The sequence below is a fragment of the Pseudoalteromonas sp. CO348 genome, assembly GCF_004208845.1.
Lineage (GTDB): Bacteria > Pseudomonadota > Gammaproteobacteria > Enterobacterales > Alteromonadaceae > Pseudoalteromonas > Pseudoalteromonas maricaloris.
The window spans coordinates 20,184-42,226 of record NZ_SGPI01000034.1 but is presented as its reverse complement, the minus strand read 5'-3'; the positions used below and the strand labels follow the sequence as shown (position 1 = coordinate 42,226).

At 44.6% G+C, this 22,043-nt stretch carries 17 protein-coding genes; 11 read left to right on the top strand and 6 right to left on the bottom strand.

Features of this window, described 5'->3' with window-relative positions; translation table 11 throughout:
- Positions 1-24: 24 nt before the first annotated feature.
- Positions 25-2,679 carry a glycoside hydrolase family 16 protein gene (locus EXT48_RS18300; RefSeq protein ID WP_130165292.1) on the bottom strand — a complete coding sequence of 885 codons (2,655 nt, stop codon included), beginning with the start codon at positions 2,677-2,679 and terminating at the stop codon, positions 25-27.
- A gap of 652 nt (positions 2,680-3,331) precedes the next feature.
- Here EXT48_RS18300 and EXT48_RS18295 point away from each other — a divergent pair.
- The 4 genes from EXT48_RS18295 to EXT48_RS18280 all read left to right on the top strand — a co-directional run bounded on the left by EXT48_RS18295 (position 3,332) and on the right by EXT48_RS18280 (position 5,685).
- A complete protein-coding gene (locus EXT48_RS18295; protein ID WP_130165291.1) occupies positions 3,332-3,805 on the top strand; it encodes a nuclear transport factor 2 family protein in 474 nt (157 codons plus the stop codon).
- Between the two features lie 98 nt (positions 3,806-3,903).
- A complete protein-coding gene (locus EXT48_RS18290; protein WP_130165290.1) occupies positions 3,904-4,704 on the top strand; it encodes an AraC family transcriptional regulator in 801 nt (266 codons plus the stop codon).
- Position 4,705: 1 nt separating this feature from the next.
- Positions 4,706-5,389 (top strand): AzlC family ABC transporter permease, encoded by a 684-nt coding sequence (locus EXT48_RS18285; protein ID WP_045989382.1) that lies wholly within the window; start codon positions 4,706-4,708, stop codon positions 5,387-5,389.
- Positions 5,386-5,685: an AzlD domain-containing protein gene (locus EXT48_RS18280; RefSeq protein WP_039491726.1), complete on the top strand. Its 300-nt coding sequence runs from the start codon at positions 5,386-5,388 to the stop codon at positions 5,683-5,685. The genes EXT48_RS18285 and EXT48_RS18280 overlap by 4 nt, the downstream gene beginning before the upstream one ends.
- Here the strand turns inward: EXT48_RS18280 and EXT48_RS18275 are convergent.
- Together EXT48_RS18275 and EXT48_RS18270 are read right to left on the bottom strand one after the other, a co-directional pair.
- Positions 5,659-6,108 (bottom strand): DUF4920 domain-containing protein, encoded by a 450-nt coding sequence (locus EXT48_RS18275; protein WP_130165289.1) that lies wholly within the window; start codon positions 6,106-6,108, stop codon positions 5,659-5,661. The two genes, EXT48_RS18280 and EXT48_RS18275, sit on opposite strands and share 27 nt — an antisense overlap.
- 136 nt (positions 6,109-6,244) lie before the next feature.
- Positions 6,245-6,919, bottom strand: coding sequence for a TorF family putative porin (locus EXT48_RS18270; RefSeq protein ID WP_130165288.1), 675 nt, complete (start codon positions 6,917-6,919; stop codon positions 6,245-6,247).
- A gap of 284 nt (positions 6,920-7,203) precedes the next feature.
- On the opposite strand from EXT48_RS18270, the gene aroQ reads away from it, so the two are divergent.
- The 4 genes from aroQ (at position 7,204) to EXT48_RS18250 (ending at position 11,552) form a co-directional block, all read left to right on the top strand.
- Positions 7,204-8,409: a gamma subclass chorismate mutase AroQ gene (gene aroQ / locus EXT48_RS18265; protein WP_239360073.1), complete on the top strand. Its 1,206-nt coding sequence runs from the start codon at positions 7,204-7,206 to the stop codon at positions 8,407-8,409.
- A 305-nt stretch (positions 8,410-8,714) separates the two neighbouring features.
- The gene (gene azu, locus EXT48_RS18260) at positions 8,715-9,170 is read left to right on the top strand and encodes an azurin (protein ID WP_130165287.1); all 456 of its coding nucleotides are present in this window, start codon (positions 8,715-8,717) and stop codon (positions 9,168-9,170) included.
- 528 nt (positions 9,171-9,698) lie between these two features.
- On the top strand, positions 9,699-9,953 hold the full coding sequence (locus EXT48_RS18255; RefSeq protein WP_130165286.1) for a hypothetical protein: 255 nt from the start codon (positions 9,699-9,701) through the stop codon (positions 9,951-9,953).
- A gap of 3 nt (positions 9,954-9,956) precedes the next feature.
- Positions 9,957-11,552, top strand: a complete 1,596-nt coding sequence (locus EXT48_RS18250) for a PepSY domain-containing protein (RefSeq protein ID WP_130165285.1) — start codon at positions 9,957-9,959, stop codon at positions 11,550-11,552.
- 80 nt (positions 11,553-11,632) lie between these two features.
- Here the strand turns inward: EXT48_RS18250 and EXT48_RS18245 are convergent, their stop codons facing one another.
- Positions 11,633-14,458, bottom strand: coding sequence for a TonB-dependent siderophore receptor (locus EXT48_RS18245; RefSeq protein WP_130165284.1), 2,826 nt, complete (start codon positions 14,456-14,458; stop codon positions 11,633-11,635).
- Between the two features lie 488 nt (positions 14,459-14,946).
- Between EXT48_RS18245 and katG the strand changes: the two genes are divergently transcribed.
- A complete protein-coding gene (gene katG, locus EXT48_RS18240; RefSeq protein ID WP_130165283.1) occupies positions 14,947-17,133 on the top strand; it encodes a catalase/peroxidase HPI in 2,187 nt (728 codons plus the stop codon).
- Between the two features lie 169 nt (positions 17,134-17,302).
- The gene (locus EXT48_RS18235) at positions 17,303-19,213 is read left to right on the top strand and encodes a S9 family peptidase (RefSeq protein ID WP_130165282.1); all 1,911 of its coding nucleotides are present in this window, start codon (positions 17,303-17,305) and stop codon (positions 19,211-19,213) included.
- A 327-nt stretch (positions 19,214-19,540) separates the two neighbouring features.
- Here EXT48_RS18235 and EXT48_RS18230 read toward each other — a convergent pair whose 3' ends face one another.
- Positions 19,541-20,422 (bottom strand): LysR substrate-binding domain-containing protein, encoded by an 882-nt coding sequence (locus tag EXT48_RS18230; protein WP_130165281.1) that lies wholly within the window; start codon positions 20,420-20,422, stop codon positions 19,541-19,543.
- A gap of 112 nt (positions 20,423-20,534) precedes the next feature.
- Between EXT48_RS18230 and EXT48_RS18225 the strand changes: the two genes are divergently transcribed.
- Positions 20,535-20,840, top strand: coding sequence for a hypothetical protein (locus tag EXT48_RS18225; RefSeq protein ID WP_130165280.1), 306 nt, complete (start codon positions 20,535-20,537; stop codon positions 20,838-20,840).
- A 68-nt stretch (positions 20,841-20,908) separates the two neighbouring features.
- Here the strand turns inward: EXT48_RS18225 and lodB are convergent, their stop codons facing one another.
- Positions 20,909-22,039, bottom strand: a complete 1,131-nt coding sequence (lodB, locus tag EXT48_RS18220) for a lysine-epsilon-oxidase maturase LodB (RefSeq protein ID WP_240703403.1) — start codon at positions 22,037-22,039, stop codon at positions 20,909-20,911.
- Between the last annotated feature and the right edge of the window lie 4 nt (positions 22,040-22,043).

Genomic DNA, 22,043 nt, shown 5'->3' with positions numbered 1-22,043 from the left:
GCACTATTGGCGATCCACACTGGCTTATTGACTGATGATTTCAACATTGTCTATGCGGTAAACGGCGCCTTCGCCCATTCCCCAACTGGGGAATACCATCAAGACATCAATGGCACTAATATCGAGTCCTGCATCGTACAAAGCTTGAAGTGGAAACGTATACGTTTGCCATTTGCCAACTTCTGGAGCTTGACCTTCAGCGCTTTGATTCAGAGCAAGCTCTACCGCTGCACTGGCATCATTTGACTCAATTTTAAACAGCCATTGAGCGTCGATATTTGCAGGTGCTGAAGTCACTTTCATATCAAACTTAACTACGCCAGTTTCTAGTAAATGGGAAGCATCATAATAGACATCGTCATCCGCTAAGAACCCCATCACAGTTGGGGTTGCACCAATAACAAATTGCGCAACTTGACCATGGGCTGCATCTTCGTCCACTTCGATTGTGGGTGTAGAGCCACCACAGCAATCCCAAATTGACCACTGCTCAGCAGCTTGATCTTTGAATAAGCTTAGACCACCACTCGCCTTGTCACCGTCAGGATGAAAGATTTTTGCGTTATCAACACGATAAACCGCACCGCTACCTGAGCCCCAAGCTGGGAAAATCATCACCACATCAATTGCACTTGGATCAAGTCCTGCCTGAGCCAAAGCTTCAATTGAGAAAGTATAGGTTTGCCATTCACCGGCCTGTGGCGCTACACCCTCTTGTGATTCAGATAGTGGTAGCTCAACCGCACTCGCGGCATTGTCAGACTCAATTTTAAGTAGCCAAGGGGCATCAGGCGTTGACGGTAGGCTCATGACTTTCATCTCAAACTGTACTACGCCACCTGCTAAAATTGCAGTTGCATCAAACGGCTTTCCAGCTCCGCCCACTTCCGTTCGAGACGAAAACCCCATTACCGTTGGTGTGTCACCAATCGTAAATTCAGCAACAATACCATGCGTCGCATCGTCAGAGACTTCAGCTGGTGTCGAGCCACCACAACAATCCCAAAGCGGCCACTCAGCGTTAATGGCATTTTCAAATAAGGTCAACGAAGGTAAGTTTGTATCCTGTGCAATCTCAACCTTATCAACACGATAGATAGCACCATTTCCGGCACCCCATGCTGGGAAGATCATCACTACATCAATGGCTGACACATCAAGTCCTGCGTCAGCCAACTGCTGTAATGGGAAGGTATAAGTTTGCCACGAGCCTGCGGCTGGTGATTGTCCTTCAACGCTTGCAAAAAGATCGAGTTCAGCAGCGCTAGAAGCACCTTGGCTTTCAACTTTAAATTTCCATGCTGCGCTTGGGTCTGAAGGCATTTGTGTCACTTGCATATCGAACCGAATATAGCCCGCTTCTAGCATACTCGTTGCATCAAATGGCGAGGCTTTACCGCTTGGATCTGTGATAAATTCGGCACGGCTGGTAAAGCCATTTACGGTTGGCGTCTCACCGACCATAAACTCAACAACATTGCCACGGCTTTCGTCTGCAACCAATGCAGGCGTAGAGCCACCACAACAATCCCAAGCTGGCCAGTTAACGTTAAAATTATCATCAAAGATGGTTAGGTTTTTAGCGGTACCCGAAGAAGGTGGCGACGGAATAGGTGCTTCGCCTTCGACTAACGCATCCTCAAGGTCGTCGTAGCCTGGGCGCACCGTTTCACATCCTTTGCCCGTTTCAGGATTAGAGCCGCATTCATACACCCTGACATAGTCAACTACAAACGATTGTCCGTTCACAAAGGCGTCCGAGTCGATACCTTTATTATTAACGTTTTCTGGCCAATCACCGCCAACGGCAAGGTTTAAGATAAGATGAAACTGTTGATCAAAAGGCGCACTATCCCAATGAGTAACCAGCTCGCCAGAGCCTTGCTCGTAGTATTCAGCAAACCATCCACGGTGTTTTAAACCAACCGCTTCTTGCTTTGAGTTGTAACGAACCTCCGATTGACGTTGCGTGGCATAGAGATAACCATCAACGTACCAACGGATCTCACCCTCTTGCCACTCCACAGCATAGGTATGGAAGTCATCGGCTGGATTTACGCCATCAGGTATGGCGTATGCTTTACCGGTGTGAACATTATTAGGCCAATCACGGCCGTAATGCAGCGTGCCATGCACGTTAGATTCAACCGAGCCGTCTTCATTAGCGACCTTGAGGTTTACCGCTTCCATGATGTCTATTTCACCAGACTTGGGCCAGCCACCGTAAACCTCATCCGTAGGCAACATCCAAAACGCGGGCCAACTGCCTTGCCCGCTTGGTAGCTTGGCTCGCATTTCGAATCTGCCATACTTAAAGTCTGCTTTATATTTGGTGTTCAATCTTGCCGAGGTATACGGCAGTTGTGCGCCTGCTTGCGCAGGGGTAGCGACAATATTCAGCATGCCATCGGCAATAAACGCGTTCTGTTCACTGTCGGTGTAACACTGTTTTTCATTGTTGCCACCGCCGTCGCAATTTACCTCGTGCGTCCACTTAGATGTGTCTATCGCATCGCTATCAAATTCATCGCTCCACACTAGCGTCCAATCTGAAACCGGCGCTGTGGTATCAACGGATTTATAATTAGTTTCTGTCTCGGCGCTTCCGCCACATCCCGCTATGATAGCCACAGATATTGCGGTGCATAGCTTTGTTAATTTTCTTGCTGCAATTTTCATCAGTTACCCCGATGCAAAACGTCGTTGTCAAATGGTTGAATACTAAGAACTTTATTATTTAACCTGAGGCTTAGATAAGCCGTCGATTAACTCATCGTTTCTCAGAGCAGGTTATTTAGCTATACGCTGGAAGACTACTCAGCGCGTTCCTAGCAACAAATGTAAGCGCTTACAAATGGAGTTAAAAAAACACACGCAAAATGTAAGCGCTTTCACAAAAGTAAACTAAGTTAATTTATTCGTCAATATTAAATTGTCATAAGGTGAAAATCTGCATGCCATAAATACAGACTTAACAGATCAGTAGCATCTAATAAAACCGCAGCAGAAAAAGCTGTAAAGGGGCTTTACATGTTTACGCAATCGCTACATCAAGATAAATCATACGCTTTCGCTTGGTTGACAATACAGTTAAACTCACTGAGATTATCGAACCTGAGCTTCGGATAATTAATGCCTTTCTAGCAGCCAGTTTTAGCGCTAACTGCGTTGAATTCACTTCCAATAGCCAGCTATTGGTGCGTAAATTCGTCTTGTTATCCCCAAAACTCTCTGGCTAGACAAGGGAATAATTTTACGTGAGTTAAAAACAATGAATCAGCTCATTCCTTATCCAAACCTCAGGTTGAGAGCAAAAAATTAGGGGCACGTTATGAAATCATATTTCCTTTTAATTGCAGCGGCAGGTGTTATGAGTGGTTGCATGACCACCAACCCAAGCAGTGAGCAGCGCCTCTGTGAAACGACACTACACAATTACATAAAATATCGAGATTCGGGTTCAGCGCAAGAATATCAAAGTGTTTTTACACAGGATGCAACATTTAGTATCCCAGCACTCAATATCAATATTACTGGTGCTGAAGAAATAACAATAAGGCAGCAACAAGCCATAAAAACAACAAAGAGTATGCACATGATAACCAGTGCCGATATTCAACCTATCGAGGCAAATAAGTTTAGTGCTAAAAGCTACTTTGTTCTTTATCAGCAGCCAAAATCTCAATCCGATGCCCCAATCACCGTATTTAACGGTGTGTATGAAGACGAGCTTAAAGTAATCGATGGCCGATGTTTAATTAATCACCGCCTTGTTAACGTGATCAAAAAAGAGACTTGGCATTAGGCGTTATTAACCCGGTTATTGTTTATGGCATTGTGCAATTTTGTACAAGACTTTTTGAGTGAAGACAGATACGCTTTTCATCAATGGGGGAGAGAATTATGCAGCACTCAAAGTTTAGTTTTCACCGTGAACTCGGTGGCCTAGAAGTACTACACAACATTGATAAGCAGGAAGACTTTGGTAGACATAGCCACAGCGGCTATACGCTTGCCCTAGTAGATAGTGGTGCGCAGCGATTCTACCGCAGTGGCGGTGAACACTTAGCTAGTCAGCATAGTGTCATTTTGATTAATGCAGAGCAGGTGCACGACTGCAGAAAGGCGTCCAAAGATAAGTCTTCATACCGTTCACTCTACCCAACGCCTGAACTATTTAATCAGTTTCTTGGTGATGGCAAGGCAATGGCTCCTTTTTTCCATGATGCAGTGGTACACGACCGAGCGCTTGCGGCACTCATGAACACCACTTTTAACGTCTTAGAATGTGATACCAGCGTACTTGAAAAGCAGTCTCAACTTATTACTCTGCTATCTTATTTAAGCAATAAGCAAGGTAAAGTTACATTCGATACAAAAATCCCTTCGGTGAAGCAGCGAATTACCACAGCACGCCATTTTCTTTTGGATAATTTATTTGAAGATGTATCACTCGACTCCTTAGCGAACCTTGTCGGCATGAGTCCCTTTTACTTTATTCGCGTGTTTAAGGCCCACACTGGCCTCACTCCCCATGCCTTTCAAATACAACACCGGCTTAATCATGCCAAAGCATTATTGCGCAGTGGCAAAAGTGTTTCCCATGCAGCATTAAGCGTAGGCTTTTATGACCAAAGCCATTTCAACCGTCACTTTAAAAAGAATATGGGGATCACTCCCAGTCAATATAGCAAGGCTTGTTAATATGAAAGTCGCAGTATGCAAAGGCTTTTGGGATATGTTGCCATTAAATCTCGCCGTGCTTCCTTGGGGAATATTGTGTGGCTCCCTTGCCGTGCAAAATGGCTTTACGCCGCTCGAAGCACAGTTAATGTCGTTATTAGTTTTTGCAGGCTCAGCGCAGTTAGTGGCAATAGAGCTTATTGCCAAAGACACCGCGCTTATCACCTTGCTTGCGACTACCTTTATTATTAGCGCGAGACATTTACTCTATGGCCTTGCGATCCGCAACAAAATGATGGATAAGCCCCTTAAATGGCGTGGCCCCATTGCGTTTTTTCTCACTGACGAATTGTTTGCGTTTTCCCATCACCACCGCGCCTATCAAGGCAAACTTCGGCTCGTGTATGCGCTCATCGCAGGTGGTAGCTTTTATGTTGCATGGAATCTGTGGACGCTCATTGGTATCGTCGCAGGTCAGTTTTTACCTGACTTGACCAACCTTGGCTTAGACTTCGCGATTGCGGCAATATTTATTGCTTTAGTGGTCCCGAGTATTAACGCATTACCCGTGTTATGTGCCTGTTTAACGTCGGCAGTAACTATCTTAGTATTCAAACTGATCCATTTTGAATTTGGTTTAATCGCCTCAGCACTACTCGGGATGTCGGTGGGATATGTGCTACAAAGTAAAAAGGAGCGTGTATGATCACCACTATTTTAGCCATGGCTTGCGTCACGTTTGCAACTCGGTATTTATTTTTGGCAAAACAACTGCCTTTTACTATCGGCCCTAAATTACAGCGCTTTTTAAGTTTTAGCGCCCCTTGCGTACTGACCGCCATTTGGGTACCCATTGTATTTATTCAAGACAAGCAACTTGCCATCACGCCAAGCAATCCCTATTTGGTCGCCGCAACGGTTGCGGTAATACTGGCGTTTCGCTTTAAAAACCTCTATGTCACCACGTTTGGGAGCCTAGCTGTGTTTTACTTGCTGTACTAAATGCGAAATGGTTACAGCCGTTGGATTAAATCCCAAACACATAAGTGCCGTTTCATCGTGTGCTTTACTTACGCAAGCCAAAGCGCGCTGGTTTAGCGCTTCGAAGCGCCCCGTCACATGAGCTTCACGGCCAATCGCAGCAAGTGGAAATACCATATCGCCTTGCTCAACTTCGATATTTACGTCTAGGCCATTTGCTACTCGTAGCGTCATCCAGCAACCTAATTTTCTGCAAACATGAGTGACCACCCCTTTTACGGTCACAAGGTTTGTTGTGTAGTCATTGAGATTTGGCAATATGTGCTCTGCCTCGACTAACTTAGACATGTCTGCACCACCGGCAAATTCTAGCGGGCTAGAAAAGCTAAACCGAGAAAATACCGCCAAAGAGAGTGCTGTTAGTTTTATCGTATCCTTCATCATTGCGACTCCATAGCTTTTATCACTATTACCTCATCAATTGCTTACTCCTATAAAAAGTTATGGAGCATCAAGCATATAGCTATATAAAAGTACAATTCGCAACTAAAATCAACACAAAAGTTAATAAAAGGTAAATTTAGAAATTAAATGTTTTTGAAATTGACGCCACAAATGTAGAATCTGCATAGGAATCAATATCATTGCTTTCATAGCCCAATGAAAAAGACCAAGTGCTTATCGAGTAAGTTCCAGTTAGATGCCAGTGGGTATAGTCATCATCACCCGACTCCCATTCGTATTTATCACTATCAAAGCTCATTGAATGATCAACCCCGAGCGTCAGTGACCACCGCTCTGTGATTGGGATACTATGCGTGAGCATCACTATCCCGTGAGCAGCCCCAGTTCCAAAGTAATCCCATGCATACCAAAAGTCTAAGTTTGTCTGGCCATAATTAAACTTTGCATAGGCTTCTGCGTAGTTGTAATCAGCACTCACATCATCACCATGATAGGTATATTGAGTAAGGCCAACATCAAGTTTTAACTTTTCAATTAGCGTAAATTTGTAGCCACCATACAGATCTCCTTCTACATCCGTACCATCGCCAAAATCTACTTGAGACACCCAGCCTCCAGCATACCAACCACTTTTTCCAAACCAATCTAAACTGACTTGAAGCGCTTCGTCTTCCTTAGTTTGACTTACGCCATTAAATAAGTAATCGGAAGCCAATGTTACGGTAGAAGATGTCGCCGCATTGACAAATAGTGGAGTAAACAACAATGGCAGCAGCCAGTATTTTTTCATCTTTGAAATCACCCTTTAATTGCAGTCATTTCAAGCATAGACCGCCGTTTCCACCCTGTCACTGATACAGTTTTATCCGCTTGTTAACGTGCTTGGCATGATTATTTTCCGTTTTATAAGCGTTTGGCTGGCGGTAATAAAAAAGTACTCATTGATGCTAGAAGGCGAGTAAGCAGGTACATAAAGTGCGCTGTGAGTTATCAATAAATCACTCCGCTTGCAGGACAGCACCTAATGGTTCTGTTAGGATCCGTTTTTTGCCTGTAAAACCTTTGGAAAAGTCCTTGAAATTGTCATCTATGTTTCGCTTACTGGCGTTACCCACACTGCTATTTACACTGACAACCCATGCCGCATCTGTCTATGTACAAGCTGGGCCGGGGAGTTTTAATCATGCCGCACTTGACCTACTCGCCAGCCGCCAGTCGCAGGAGTATGAGCGTTTTTACTCGGGCACCCCGGAGCATACTTATGCCAATGCCGCGCAAACGCAGAGCTGGGCTTTCAGCGCGCTGGCCAACTCCACTATTGAAGGACAACTGGTCCCAGCCATTGTCAATGCGATGCGTAACTACAAGGTAACGGAGCTGAGTGCCGCTGTGCATATGCCCATCGAAATGTGTGTTTTTGGATTGAACAAGACAGCTAAAATTACGCATGCAGCATCCCACCCGGCAGCCCTGAACCAAATTGGTCATTGGCTCAATGCTCATCAGGTACAAACCAAGCCCGTACCCAAAGGCACCAACGAAGCGGCTCGCTTACTTGCAAATGGACAATTTGACCAAAACACCGTTGCCGTAGGTAGCTGCGCACTTAAAGTGGTTTACCCTGAGCTGACACTGCGCGAAGTAAGCGTTCAGGATAACGCGGACAACCATACGCTGTTTGGTCTGATGAAAATGGAAAAACGATCTCAGCCGATAAGCGAAGATGAAGCTCGCGCCGCGCTGGCACAGATCGTTGAAAAGGCGAATGCATTGGTCAAAACGCGAACAGACTCTGTAGAGGAGTTATTCTCACATATCAACCAACGCCTTGCTCAGATGCAGCCTGTAGCACTGTTTAAAGCACAACAACACAGGCCAATTGAAGACTTATCCCGTGAGGCCACTGTGCTCTCAAAAGCGCTAGAGCAAGCCCGCCAGCAATGTCTGGATAGTGCAAGCGTTGAGGCGTTTTTCCAAGCACAAATGGATGCTGCAAAGGCGATTCAATACAGATACCGGGCACAATGGCTAGCTGAAGGCGTACCAAACGAAGACGCCAATTTGGATCAGCTAAGAAGCACATTAAATCAGCTTGGTGCAGCCATTCTTGAAACTCTGACCCAGCATCTTGCCAAGCACGGTAACCTCACGGATGAACAGGCAGGCTTGTTTAATCAAATAATAAACACCGAACAGCTCTTTGCAAACGACAAAGCTAGGCTCTTTTCGGCACTGCAAAAGGTGCGTAGGGTGGATAACTGCACTATTACTGCTTCATAAACAAATTAGCGACTTGTTGCGATAGCAACAAGTCGAATTAGCTGATGTCTTGCCTGATTAGGACTACACCAACGACATCAGCCATAAGGCAATGGTTTTAAAAGAACCACTGCCTTGTTCTAGCAGCTTGACGGCTTTCCATTGCATTGATGGCCTGAACATCTGGGCCTGTTAAACTTTCATTTTGCTTTTCACTCTTTAATTTCAGTCACTTCACGCAAAGACCCGTTTTATTGATCTGCATCCATTTACATTCACCTTGGCAAAGATAATAATGAGAATGATTTTTAATTAAGTAGTAAAATATGAAAACCTCTCTTTCCATCACATTGCTTAGCGTCGGTACCTTTCTTTTTTCCCATGCCGCATCAGCAAATGAATGTGAGCTCAGCATCGAAGCCAACGACATGATGCAGTTTTCTAAAAAATCACTCAGTGCGCCATCTAGCTGTAAAGAGATTTCAGTCACGTTAAAGCATACGGGCAAACTGCCAGCCACCACCATGGGCCACAACTGGGTGTTGAGCAAAGCTGCAGATGTTCAAGCCGTTGCAACCGATGGTATGTCGGCAGGTGCAAATAATAGCTATGTAAAGCCAAACGACAGCCGCGTTTTAGCCGTATCAAAGGTGATTGGCGGTGGCGAGCAAACCACAGTGACCTTCTCTACTGAGCAGTTAAAGCAAGGCGACAGCTACAAGTTCTTCTGCTCCTTCCCGGGTCATTTCGCCATTATGCAAGGCACCTTTACACTTAGCTAGCCATTTTCGGAGCGGAGTTTATACTGAGCCTTTTCAAAAACCCGCTCTTACAGTTTTCCACTCGAGCTTTATCCCGCGATGAAGAAGCGGTTTTTTCAAGCACTCCGCCACCTCACTCCTGTTAGGCTATCTCTCTCACTGCAATTATTACTTTCCCCCTTGAACAACATACCTATAATCATTACAATCAATTGCAAACAATAATGATTATCACCATCATGAGCTTTTTCTCAATTATACCGTTTTGGTTTACCGCCGTGTTACTCTACTTAGCAAGTCCTAAGCAACGATTTTTGGCCTCTTCGATACATAAACCCACAGCATACAGTATGGCTTTAGTCCTTGTTTTGTCTGGGGTTATTATATTGACTCTGCAATACCCAATTATTTCTGCAATGTTAGCCAGTCTCGTTTTAATTATGTTTTCTTTGGTGTCGGTGACCCTAATAAGTGGATACTCAGTAAAGCGCCTCTATCTATGCTCAACACTGGTTTTTTTGCTATCTCTATTTTTTGGGGGAATAAGTTATGTGGCCTAAAACGTTAGTTGGATTTTTCTTAGGGCTATTACTGTCTATTTCTTTGGTGCTAAACCTAAATTTACTCCTGCCATTTTCAGAGTCCACAAAACTGATGATAGGCTTGGTGCTTGCATTTCCGATATGGGCGGGGATCTTAGTTTGGAGCTATGCATTTTCAAACGCTAAAGCCGCGTGCAAACCTTTGTTTGCTATCTTTATCCCCTCTTTGCTACTAAACACAGCATTACTGTTAATAAGATAAACAATGAAAAATCAAACACTAAAATCTTTGACCGAAGCACATGCATGGATTGGGATCATTATTTCAACGGTACTATTCATTGTGTTTATTGCGGGATCTCTGAGCCTATTCAGAGACAACATCACGGGCTGGGAGCGTGCCTCCTTAGCCGCCCAGTCTAACGAGCCACTTAGCGCCATTTCCTACGACAAGGCGATTACATCAATTGCGCAGCAATACGATGTCGATACACACCATGGCTTTTTTATGCGCGAGCCTACGCCACATAACCCTTTTATTGAAGTTTACTTTGCAACCCATTTAGACGAGCCGCACCCGCTCACGGGCGAAGATCATCAAGACCAGCACCTTCTGCTATCACCACAGACGGGAGAAGTCCTCGCTGATGCCGACAGATTTGAATTTGCCAGTTTTCTCTATGAGTTGCACTATGATTTAGGGCTTGGTCGCGCCGGACTCTATTTTGTTGGGATCATCACCCTATTTTTCTTCGTTGCTGTACTAAGCGGGATCATCATTCACTGGCGCAAAATAGCCAAAAACTTTTTCCAATATCGCGCCGAAGGTAAAAAAGACAAATGGTTAGATGCTCATAATCTAATTGGCACGATGGGCCTACCTTTTCACATAATGTATGCCTTCACGGGATTAGTATTTAATCTCGTTATCATTTATCAGATTTCATACGCCGTCTTACTTTACGGTGGCAATCAAACCGCCCTACTCCAAGCCGCTGGATTTAATGAACCAAATATCGAAGCACTGGAGCAATCACGACCAATGCGCGGCGTCGATCAACTAAGAGTAAAGGCACTAGATACGTTAGGGGATGTGTCGCTCACAACGGTGGAAATCATCCACTTTGGCGACAAAAACGCAGTAGTGAGTTTTACCGCGAAAAGTAACGATGCTTTTTCAAATTACAAAGAAGTACAATACACACTAAACGACCAATCACAAATTTATCTCACTGAAAACAACTACGACAACGCTGTTCGCGCAGGGCTCTCTACCATCGCGAGTCTTCACTTTGGAGATTTTGCTGGATATGGCATGCGACTGGCATTTTTGAGTCTTGGCCTTGCAACCGCCTATTTAATCGTTACCGGTAATTTGATGTGGATTGACAAGCGTGCCAAGCAGAAAAAGCAAAGTGCTAAAAGTCTATTATTTGTAAAACGATTAACATCAGGTGGCTTTATCGGTGTGCTATTGGCCATCGCCATTGGTTTCGCGATGACAACTTTTCTATCGACAAATCACATAGACAAACTAGAGACGGTTAAGTTTTCGATGTTTTCTGCCTTTATCTTTGCACTCATTAGCAGCCAATTCGCAAAGCACGTATTGTCGTTTAGCAAAGTATTATTAGGTTTAAGTGGCATTTGCTATTGCTTAAGCGCGGTCATGAATGCGGCGTCTTTTGTTAGCCAGTACAATACATTACCCACTCAAACGAGAGTTGACTTTGCTATTGTAACTGCACTTATGTGTTTAATGGCCTTGATTTGTTGGAAAGCAGTATCACAGATCAACGCGGCAGCACAAACTTCTGTGCCTGTTTCGCAAGATCAGCAGCCACAACAAACCATGAGTTAGCCAAACAGCGTGTAAGGTAATGAAAAAAGCGGGCTAACCCAGCCCGCTTTGTCTTACTCTCACAGGGAAACAATGTGAAATTAAAACTCTGTCTTAAATCTTAGGTAGTACTCACGACCCAAATATAAAGACGAATGAATGGGATCTGCGTTATTTCCATTACCCGTCGCAAAAGGCGGCGCTTCGTCCAATAGATTGTTAACGCCCAGCGTAATTTGAGTATCAACAGAATCTACATGGTAGGTTACTTGAGCATTATGTGTCAGCGTGCTATCAACGGTATTGGTAAAGTTAACGATTTGGTCGCCTTGTTTAACCGATACTTCTTCTAACATTGAATCGATGTAGTAACTTTGCCAACTTGCGCTAAAGTCGTCATGCTGCCAATTAAGTGCAAAGTTAACTCTGTGCTCAGGCACTGCCATCTGGCCATTAACGCGCTGTCCGGCTCTGTCTTTGGTTGCAAGGCCAGGTTCAATGACTTCATGTTTACTCACAAATGACCAGTTTAGTGCGGTACTCAAATCACCAAATGAAAACTGCCCGATTTCAAAACGAACTTCAGCGTCTACCCCTTGACGATTTAATGCATTGAGGTTTTCATTAAACACATCAACGCCGGTGATCACCCCCTGAAACTCACCAGATTGAACGCGATGAACAGAGTCGCAGTACAAACCATTATTCATACATTCACTCAATTTAGTCACCGCGCTAATGTTACCAATGGCATCTTTTAATTGGATGTCATAAAAATCTAAGGTGATTGAACCGTTAGTAAGCCAGCTCGGCTGATAAATTACCCCAAGTGTTTTGCTCGTCGCGGTTTCTGGTTCAAGTTCGGTGTTACCGCCAGTATTAGTTCTGATCTGTCCGATCGTTTCTCGGTAACTACCATCAGCGGGAACGCCTGTGCTAACACAGTTTTGGTTTGGATTTGCTACGGCACAAGGATCGTCGCCATTTTCAAAGCCAGGTAACCTTCCTTTATAAAGTTCCACCACATTAGGCGCTCTAAATGCTTGTGACCAAGTCCCTCTAAAACTCAACTGCTCATTCAACGCCCAAAATACGCCCACTTTTGAATTGGTGGTCGAGCCAAACGTATCAAAGTCTGAATATCGAGTCGCGAGATTTAACTCTAGGCTCTGCGCCCAATCGTGGTCTGATAATAGTGGCACGACAGCTTCTAGGTAGGCTTCATTGAGCGAATATTCGCCGCCTGTTGGTCTACCTAACCCATCCGTGACTAAAATATTAATAGAAACGGCATCTGTTTGATTGCGTGCCTCAACCTTTTGATTTTCGATGCCAAAAGACACACCGAGGTCGCCCGCAGGCAAACTCGCCACTACGCCACTTACATTCGCGCTGGCGATTTTAATCTGGTTATGGCCTTGTTGGATCCCTGGCCAATCACCAGAGAGATAATTTAGCATGTCCTCGGAAATCTCAGAGTCGGTACCGGGTTGACCAAAGATATTAAGCGGCACACAGCCCTCAATTAGCGTATCCGGTGTAGCACCACAGCGCAGCACGCCTTGATCATCAAAATGGGTAGGACCAACCGCATTTTTAGCCGCTGGCCAATTGAATATACCGGTTTTTAGTCGTTTGTTTGAGTTGCGACCAAAATTGTAGGCCAACTCCCAGCTCCAATCTGCATTAAAATCACCAGAGAGCGCCATCACAATACGGTATTGGCTGTTTTCTACATGGTTCATACGGCCATTGGTTTCTACCATTCTGCGACGCCAGTCATTGATGGCATAAGGATTACCATCTTTGTCTTTTGGACCAAATTGCTGGTTGTAGTAGTTATCAGGAGAGTAAGTAAAATCTAAATACCCACCCCAAACTGGAACTAATGGCTGAGGCGCACCATTGGTTGTGGATTTTCGATGTGAATAAAGCGCCTCGAAATTGAATACCACGTCATCCGAAAACTTCAAATTGCCAAGATCATACTCGCCAAACGCACTCATGCTATAGCGTTCAAAAGGCGTTTGCAGCAAGCTCGGCTCTTGGTAGTTGTATAAATCATTTTGCGCAAGTGACGCATCGGAGATAGTTTCACGCCACTCGCCGTATTCTGGGCCTCGGGTAACAAATATTTCCTTGCCGTTTTCATCCGTGACTTTTAGGTTACTCCATGGCATTGCGGAGCTACCGCCTTGGCCGTAACTGCCATCGGGATTAAGTGTTAAATCATAGCGGCTAAAGTCTCTGTCGCCAGCATACACTTCTTGTTTTTCATCGTAGCTGGCACTCACCATAAAGCGCCCTTTATCACCAACAATGCCTGTTACAAGTTCCAAAGAAGTTGTATCAGCATCGCCTTCAGCAGATTGGCCAATGGAGCCACTGACCTCAAAAATATCGCCCGTTTGGCGAGTAATAATGTTTACGACACCAGACACCGCATCAGAGCCGTAAATAGAAGAGGCACCGTCCAATAAAATTTCAACACGTTCAATAATCGCAGTAGGTATAGCACTTAGATCAACCGCAGCATCCGCGCCATTTCCCCCGTTTGGTAAGCGGCGGCCATTTAGCAAGACCAATGTGCGCTGTGCACCTAAACCGCGTAAGTCAAAGTTTGTCACGCCCGACGTATTTTCATTTTGAGAAGCATTAGGTGCACTGGCGGAAACCGTTAGATTTTGCAGCATATCACCAATATTTTTAAACCCGGTTTGCTCAATATCCGCCCTAGATATTGTGGTTACCGCACCAGGTTTGCTTAGGTTTGCCCGCGCGATACGCGACCCCGTCACCATGATCTTTTCAACAGGTTCCGACGCTGCTTCTTCAGCAAGCACAGGGGCCGTCCACACCATAGCGCCCGAACCACACAAGCTGGCGATTGCCAACGCCAAAGTCGTTTTTTGTTTTGTTATTGTCATAACGGTTTCCTTTGTAACGTTCCAAATTATAGTTAGACGCTGACGATAGAAAGTTTCTTATTATCACCACAGGGAATGAAATAGGTTATTTATTGCGCCTTTTTATACTGATAACACAATTAAAACGTTCCAACAAACAATTCTAGACGATTTTCGCAATATTTATTTACTTTTATTGAATATTCAAGCATCTAATAAAAAATCATGTAATCAGTCGGATTTGGCGTGATCACACCCCAGAAAGTCACAAATGTCACTACTATCTTGGTATTCAATATTGGACTTTAAGGCCACCGGAATCTGGTAAAAAGCACTTATCGGGACTACCTTTATCTGGTCTTTGCGATTTGATTTTTGTTCCTCTGAGCCTGTTTTGCTAGTGGCGTACAACTTGCCCGATGTACATATCAATCAAACTTCTGCAAAAACAAACTTAGAAGACAATAGACTTTAGCAATCTTCCGTCATCGAACAAACAAGGATCTCCCATGGATAAGAAGCAAAATACACCATCGATTTGTCCTTTTGCACATGGTGCAAATACGTCGTCAGAGCATAGCGAGCACCAGTGGTGGCCAAATAGCCTGAACCTAGACATATTGCATCAGCACGATACGAAGACCGATCCGATGGATGCCAATTTTGATTACAAAAGCGCATTTAACAGCCTCGATTACCCCGCCCTGAAAAAAGATCTCGAGCAGCTTATGACAGATTCGCAGCCATGGTGGCCCGCCGACTGGGGACACTATGGTGGGTTAATGATCAGAATGGCATGGCACGCTGCGGGCAGTTATCGTGTTGCGGATGGTCGCGGTGGTGCAAACACGGGTAATCAGCGCTTTGCTCCGCTAAACAGTTGGCCGGACAACGGAAACTTAGATAAAGCGCGGCGTTTACTTTGGCCGATTAAAAGAAAATATGGCAATCGTATTTCGTGGGCCGATTTAATCGTGCTGGCGGGCAATGTTGCTTATGAGTCAATGGGATTCAAAACCTTTGGCTTTGCCGGTGGCCGAGAAGATATCTGGCATCCAGAAAAAGACACCTATTGGGGCAGCGAAAAAGAGTGGCTGGCTCCCTCAAATAACCAAAACAGCCGTTATAGCGGCGAACGCGATTTAGAAAACCCGCTTGCCGCTGTGATGATGGGTCTTATCTACGTTAATCCTGAGGGCGTAGATGGTAATCCCGATCCGTTAAAAACAGCTGAAGATATGCGTGTTACCTTCGCTCGAATGGCAATGAACGATGAAGAAACGGTTGCGCTAACCGCTGGCGGACACACTGTGGGTAAAGCGCACGGAAATGGCAATGCCGATGAATTAGGCCCGGAGCCCGAAGGCGCGGACTTGCATGAACAAGGTTTTGGTTGGATGAATCACAGCTCACGTGGCATTGGCTCTGATGCGGTAACCAGTGGTATTGAAGGCGCTTGGACGACGAACCCAACTCAATGGGACAATGGCTACTTCTACTTGCTGTTCACATACGAATGGGAGCTGACCAAAAGCCCGGCGGGTGCATGGCAATGGCAGCCTATCAATATAAAAGAAGAAGATAAACCAGTTGATGCTGAAGACGCATCTAAACGCTGCATGCCGATGATGACAGATGCCGATATGGCACTGAAAATGGACCCTGCTTATCGTAAAATTTCAGAGAAGTTTTATGCCGACCCCGACTATTTTAACGATGTTTTTGCAAGAGCGTGGTTTAAGCTTACCCATCGCGACCTTGGCCCAAAAAGTCGTTATCTAGGCCCTGAAGTCCCTAACGAAGATCTACTTTGGCAAGACCCCGTCCCCAGCGTTAACTACACCCTAAACGACAGTGAAATTAGCGCACTCAAGCAACAAATTCTAGCAACCAATGTGACACTTTCAGAATTAGTAGCCACCGCGTGGGATAGTGCTAGAACGTTTAGATATTCCGATTTTAGAGGGGGTGCAAATGGTGCGAGGATCCGCCTAGCCCCGCAAAAAGATTGGCTTGGAAATGAGCCGGAGCGTCTAGCAAAAGTTCTTGCGGCCTTGGACGCCGTACAAAGTAATTTTACGCCAACCGTAAGTATGGCTGATCTAATAGTATTGGGTGGCTGCGCTGCCGTTGAACAAGCGGCTAAAAATGCCGGAGTATCAATTCAAGTGCCTTTTACCGCTGGACGAGGCGATGCCACAGACGAGCAAACCGACATTGAGTCATTTGATGTATTAGAGCCTGTACATGACGGTTTTCGCAATTGGCAAAAACAGCACTACAGCGTAAAACCAGAAGAAATGCTACTTGATAGAGCCCAACTGATGGGGCTCACTGCCAAGGAAATGACCGTACTGATCGGCGGAATGCGCGTGCTTGGCACCAATCATGGGCAAACATCGCATGGCGTATTTACCGATAACGTTGGCACTTTGAGTAATGACTTTTTCGTCAACTTGACCGATATGGCATATCGTTGGGAGCCATGTGGTGAGAACCTATATGAGATAAAAACACGCGATACGAATACGGTAAAATGGACCGCGACTCGCGTTGATCTCGTCTTTGGTTCTAATTCTATTTTGCGCGCTTACGCCGAAGTGTACGCACAAGATGATAGCAAAGAGAAGTTTGTCCGTGACTTTGTTGAGGTATGGACCAAAGTAATGAATGCAGACCGATTTGACCTAAAATAACCACTTAAAAAAACTGAGATGTGATTATCCTTTACGCTGATTTTCAGCAGCAAAGACAATCACATCCTAACCACTACATTGGTTTACACAAAACCCTAGCCATATGCTTGCCATTGTTTCCTATCGTTATATGCTAGAAATCAATAATAAAAATGAATGCAGGGAAATTATGTTTAAAAAATCACTCATTGCGTGCACCTTGCTCGCCACGCTCAGTGCATGTAACCAAACAACTCAACAAGTTGATAAGCCGCAAACTAACCAAGTTATCTCGGAATTTAAAACCTATTCAGCAGAAACTTTTTTTGATACCACAAATATTCAAGGCAGCGCGTTTCGTCCTGATGCACAGAAAATCTTGGTCACTTCTGACGAATCGGGAATATATAACCTCTATGAAGTTGACGTCAAAACCGGTGAAAGAGCACAAATAACAGATGCCACCGATTCAACCTACCCAATCGGATATTTTCCAAATGACCCTCGCATCTTATTCACACGAGACAACGGTGGCAATGAGCGCTTTCATGTTTTTGTCCGTGACGAAAATGGTCACGTCAAAGATCTCACGCCAGGAGAAAAAGTGAGAGCAGGTTTTGTTGGTTTTACTAACGATAACAACGCCTTTTACGTGTTAAGCAATCAGCGTGACGAGCGCTTTATGGATCTATACCGCTTTGATGCTGCCACCTACGAAAGTGAACTTATTTATAAAAATGACAACAATTTAAATGTCCAACAGGTGAGTGAAACCGATCGTTACCTTGCACTTATCAATGCACAAGGTAATAAAGACAGCGATCTCTTCTTACTCGACTTACATAACCCCGACGCCCCACTCGTTGAGATTTCAAACGTGGCGCACGAGGCAAACTTTTCCGCTTCAGCATTTTCTAAAGATGACAAATATTTATACTATGGCACCGATGCCCATGGTGAATTTTATCAAAATTGGCGCTATGAAATCGCGACGGGTAAACACACGCCGTACATAGAAAAAAACTGGGACGTGAGGTTCTTATATTTCTCCGATTCCAACCGCTATCGTGTTGTAGGGGTAAACGAAGACTCTAGCGTAAAAGTCACGATCACCGATCTTAAAACAGGCAAGGACATCAAACTCCCTAAGCTCCCTGCAGGTAGTATCAACAGCGTTAACTTCTCCGATGATGAAAAGCTGATGGCTTTTTATTTAAATTCGGACACCTCGCCAAATAACTTGTACGTATGGCGTGTTGGCAGTGATGAAGTTAAGCAGTTGACCTCAACCTTGAGCGACAAAATCAATACCGACCATTTGGTCGAGAGCACCATCGTTCGCTTTAACAGTTTTGATGGTTTAGAGGTGCCAGGCGTACTCTACAAGCCAAAGCTTGCTAGTTCGACAAATAAAGTGCCCGCGCTCGTATTTGTTCACGGAGGTCCCGGAGGCCAAAGCATGACTGGTTATAGTGCACTTACTCAGCATTTGGTCAATCAAGGGTATGCGATTTTCGCCGTAAACAACCGAGGCAGCTCTGGTTATGGTAAAACCTTCTTCCACTTAGACGACAAACGTCATGGTGAGGATGATTTACAAGACATCGTTTGGAGTAAAAAATATCTACAACAGCTAGACTGGGTCGATGCTGATCGTATCGGCATAATGGGCGGGAGCTACGGTGGCTATATGACTGCAGCGGCACTGGCATTTGAGCCTGAAGAGTTCAAATTAGGGATCAACATCTTTGGTGTGACTAACTGGGTAAGAACCCTTGAGTCTATTCCACCATGGTGGGAAGCATATAGGAAGTCTCTATATGATGAGTTAGGCGATCCGGCTACCGATAAGGAACGTTTGCATCGTATCTCACCACTTTTCCATGCCAAAAATATCACTAAGCCATTGATGGTTGTGCAAGGTGCAAACGATCCTCGTGTACTTCAAGTAGAGAGTGATGAATTGGTCGAAGCCGTTCGCTCAAACAATGTGCCTGTCAAATACGTGTTATTTGACGATGAAGGGCATGGATTCTCTAAAAAGGAAAACCGTATTGAGGCCTCTCAAGCCTATCTCGACTTTCTTAAAAAGCACCTTTAGCAAATAGGCTGCCGGATCCGAGTATCTAACTTCAGGTTATTTAGCTCGGATCCGAGCTAGGTAACCTGAGGTTTGGATAAGGAATGTTCCAACTCATTGCTTCTAAAGAACAACTTAGTTTTTCCTTTTCTAGCCAGAGAATTTTAGGGAAAACAAGGCGAATTTACGCACCAATAGCTGGCTATTGGAAGTGAATTCAACGCAGTTAGCGCTAAAACTGGCTGCTAGAAAGGCATTAATTATCCGCAGCTCAGGTTATTTACTTATGACTATACTTTGACCAAAATCACACCGTGAGAAAGCTAAATTGCCTGAGCTTCGGAGAATTCAGCACGCGCTAAGCTCGGCAACTATCCAATCCCGAAACGCCTTTAATTTAGGCCACTCAAAGTGACGCTCAGGTGCGACCAAGAAATAGCGATATTCACACAACCATGCAAAGTCGGGGTAGATTTCTAACTGGCCAAGCTCTAAAGATTGATTCACTAAACGTCGACGTAACAAAGAAAACCCCTGCCCAGCCACCGTTGCCTGCTGCACCAATGCCGCATTATCAATTTTAAGATTACTGAATGTATGACCACTTAAACCCAGTTGCTTGTTTAGCTCAAGCCATGCATGTTCATTATCTCGACCTTCGTCATAGATAAAATTGAGCTTTGATAGCTGCTCTCGCAGCGGTTTGTTTGGGTCAATTAATCCAGGGCGGTAGGCAAGAACTAACTCATCCTCCGCGATGAGTTCGCTTTTCAATCCCGGATAGTTACCAAATCCAAAGCGGATCCCAATATCGATATCGTCGTGGTTAAAATCGGCGAGCTGCTCGGTTGGATCAATACGCAGCTGGAAGTCTGGCAATGCTTTGTTGAAGCTCGCCAATCTAGGCAAAAGCCAACAAGTAGCAAATGAAGGCAAAACCGACAGGTTAATGGTGTTTGGGTTAGGATCTGACTTTAACGTCGATAGACCCATTTCCATTTGCCCAAAGGCCTTGTGTAAGTAAGGCAACAAGTCTTGTCCTTGCTGAGTTAGTAATACCTTTCTTGTTTGTCGTTCAAATAACATACAACCAAGCTGTTGCTCAAGGGTTCTTATTTGTTGACTCACGGCAGCTTGTGTCACAAATAAGGCTTCCGCCGCCTGCTTAAAACTGCCTAATTCCGCCGCCGTTTTAAAATACCAAAGTCCTTTGAGTGGAGGTGATTTCATTCGCCATCTTACTTAATTAAAACTTAACTATAGGTCAGAATTTCTAGTTTGTCAGTTTTATGAATGCACACAATACTTAGCAGTGAAATCAGAGACGGAAGGAGTCTTTATCATGAAATATGCAATTATTCTTGCATTTCCTCTAGCAGCACTCGCATCAACATCCGAGCAGGTACAAACTGAAAAAGTATTTACCGATGCAGGATACCCCTATAAAAACTTAATCATGAAGGCCGAAAAAGTGGAGCTTGTTTATTCAGAAGAGCGAAACAAAACGACCTGTCGAGTTAAAGTCTATAGCGGTGATGTACTTCATGAAGGGGAGCCTATGGAGATATCGGCTAAAACATTTTCAACCGATCCCGTCAAGGGCTGTCTTGCCCGACAAAACGCCAAACACATTTTAAGTTTGCTTTAATATAAGCTAACCCGAAATCAGAATAACAACTTGTGCGCTAGCAGTTGTTATTCTTCAGTTAGTTTCAGTTAAGCAACCTGATTGATAAGTTGCTGCCGCTTGAACCAAAAAGGCGCGTCACACCAACGTTTTTCCTTATTATAAAACTGTTGCTTTAGCGCTAAATACTGATCAAACTGATCCGCCAAGTCTTGTTGATATACTCTGCTGCTATGCATAAATGCATGAGATGTTTTGGTATTGCCGATAATGGCTGCCGCTTGGCACCCCGATGTCATGGCAAACCCTAATCCCATAGAAGAAATAGGGTCAAACGCACAAGCCGCATCCCCCACAGGTAAATAATTTTTGAGATGAGCAAAACTACTAAAATGACTCCCGGCAGGTCGGATCCATAGGTTTTCATCGACCATCTTTGCATCCTCTACCCGCCGTGACATATATTTACTGCTACCTAAGTGCGCTTGCCACTGTGCCAAACGGTTTAAGCGCTGCTTTGAGAGTAATTCAAAATCACTGAAATACGTTACAACTAACATATCGTTAGAAAGCGCCGCACTATACCACCAGCCAAATTCATCACTTTCAATTAGTTGAAGTTGCTCAAGCGCTCCCCGCTTTACTTTAAAGAAGGCACCAACCCCTGTTAGTCTGTCATATTGCTGAACAGCCGCTCCTAGAGATTTGCTAATAGACGAATTACGCCCTGACGCATCAACTAGATACTTGCAAACAATGGTAAACTGACCATAGTCAGGATGACTCACCACCACTGAGTAACAACCGTCTTGTAACTGAGTAATTGCTTTGCTTTTAGTGCGCGGGAATACCGTACCACCGCGCTGGATAGTGCTTTCGAGCAAGGTTAGATCAAATATCTCGCGATTAATTTGATAGGTTGCTCTGTCTGGTGCAAAAATCGCGTGACGATTAGCGGATTGCTCACTTCCCCAAAATGCACTATTACCTTGAGTTGGAGTAAAACAGTGCGGACCGAAATCCGCTCTGTCTATCTGCAAATAGTCCAATACCGAAAACACACTTGCAGATACACTTTCGCCAATTCTTAATTTTTGTAAATCAGACTGCTCGATTAAAATGACTGATAGGTCTGTGTGATTGAGCAAGTTTAATGCGGTGCTAGCCCCGGCAGGGCCAGCACCAATTACTAGCACATCACATTCGTGAGTACCATTCATATCC

Bases quoted from the DNA above. Each gene is read 5' to 3' on its own strand.
- EXT48_RS18300 (WP_130165292.1), bottom strand. From the start codon at position 2,679: ATGAAAATTGCAGCAAGAAAATTAACAAAGCTATGCACCGCAATATCT.
- EXT48_RS18295 (WP_130165291.1), top strand. From the start codon at position 3,332: ATGAAATCATATTTCCTTTTAATTGCAGCGGCAGGTGTTATGAGTGGT.
- EXT48_RS18290 (WP_130165290.1), top strand. From the start codon at position 3,904: ATGCAGCACTCAAAGTTTAGTTTTCACCGTGAACTCGGTGGCCTAGAA.
- EXT48_RS18285 (WP_045989382.1), top strand. From the start codon at position 4,706: ATGAAAGTCGCAGTATGCAAAGGCTTTTGGGATATGTTGCCATTAAAT.
- EXT48_RS18280 (WP_039491726.1), top strand. From the start codon at position 5,386: ATGATCACCACTATTTTAGCCATGGCTTGCGTCACGTTTGCAACTCGG.
- EXT48_RS18275 (WP_130165289.1), bottom strand. From the start codon at position 6,108: ATGATGAAGGATACGATAAAACTAACAGCACTCTCTTTGGCGGTATTT.
- EXT48_RS18270 (WP_130165288.1), bottom strand. From the start codon at position 6,919: ATGAAAAAATACTGGCTGCTGCCATTGTTGTTTACTCCACTATTTGTC.
- azu (WP_130165287.1), top strand. From the start codon at position 8,715: ATGAAAACCTCTCTTTCCATCACATTGCTTAGCGTCGGTACCTTTCTT.
- EXT48_RS18255 (WP_130165286.1), top strand. From the start codon at position 9,699: ATGTGGCCTAAAACGTTAGTTGGATTTTTCTTAGGGCTATTACTGTCT.
- EXT48_RS18250 (WP_130165285.1), top strand. From the start codon at position 9,957: ATGAAAAATCAAACACTAAAATCTTTGACCGAAGCACATGCATGGATT.
- EXT48_RS18245 (WP_130165284.1), bottom strand. From the start codon at position 14,458: ATGACAATAACAAAACAAAAAACGACTTTGGCGTTGGCAATCGCCAGC.
- katG (WP_130165283.1), top strand. From the start codon at position 14,947: ATGGATAAGAAGCAAAATACACCATCGATTTGTCCTTTTGCACATGGT.
- EXT48_RS18235 (WP_130165282.1), top strand. From the start codon at position 17,303: ATGTTTAAAAAATCACTCATTGCGTGCACCTTGCTCGCCACGCTCAGT.
- EXT48_RS18230 (WP_130165281.1), bottom strand. From the start codon at position 20,422: ATGAAATCACCTCCACTCAAAGGACTTTGGTATTTTAAAACGGCGGCG.
- EXT48_RS18225 (WP_130165280.1), top strand. From the start codon at position 20,535: ATGAAATATGCAATTATTCTTGCATTTCCTCTAGCAGCACTCGCATCA.
- lodB (WP_240703403.1), bottom strand. From the start codon at position 22,039: ATGAATGGTACTCACGAATGTGATGTGCTAGTAATTGGTGCTGGCCCT.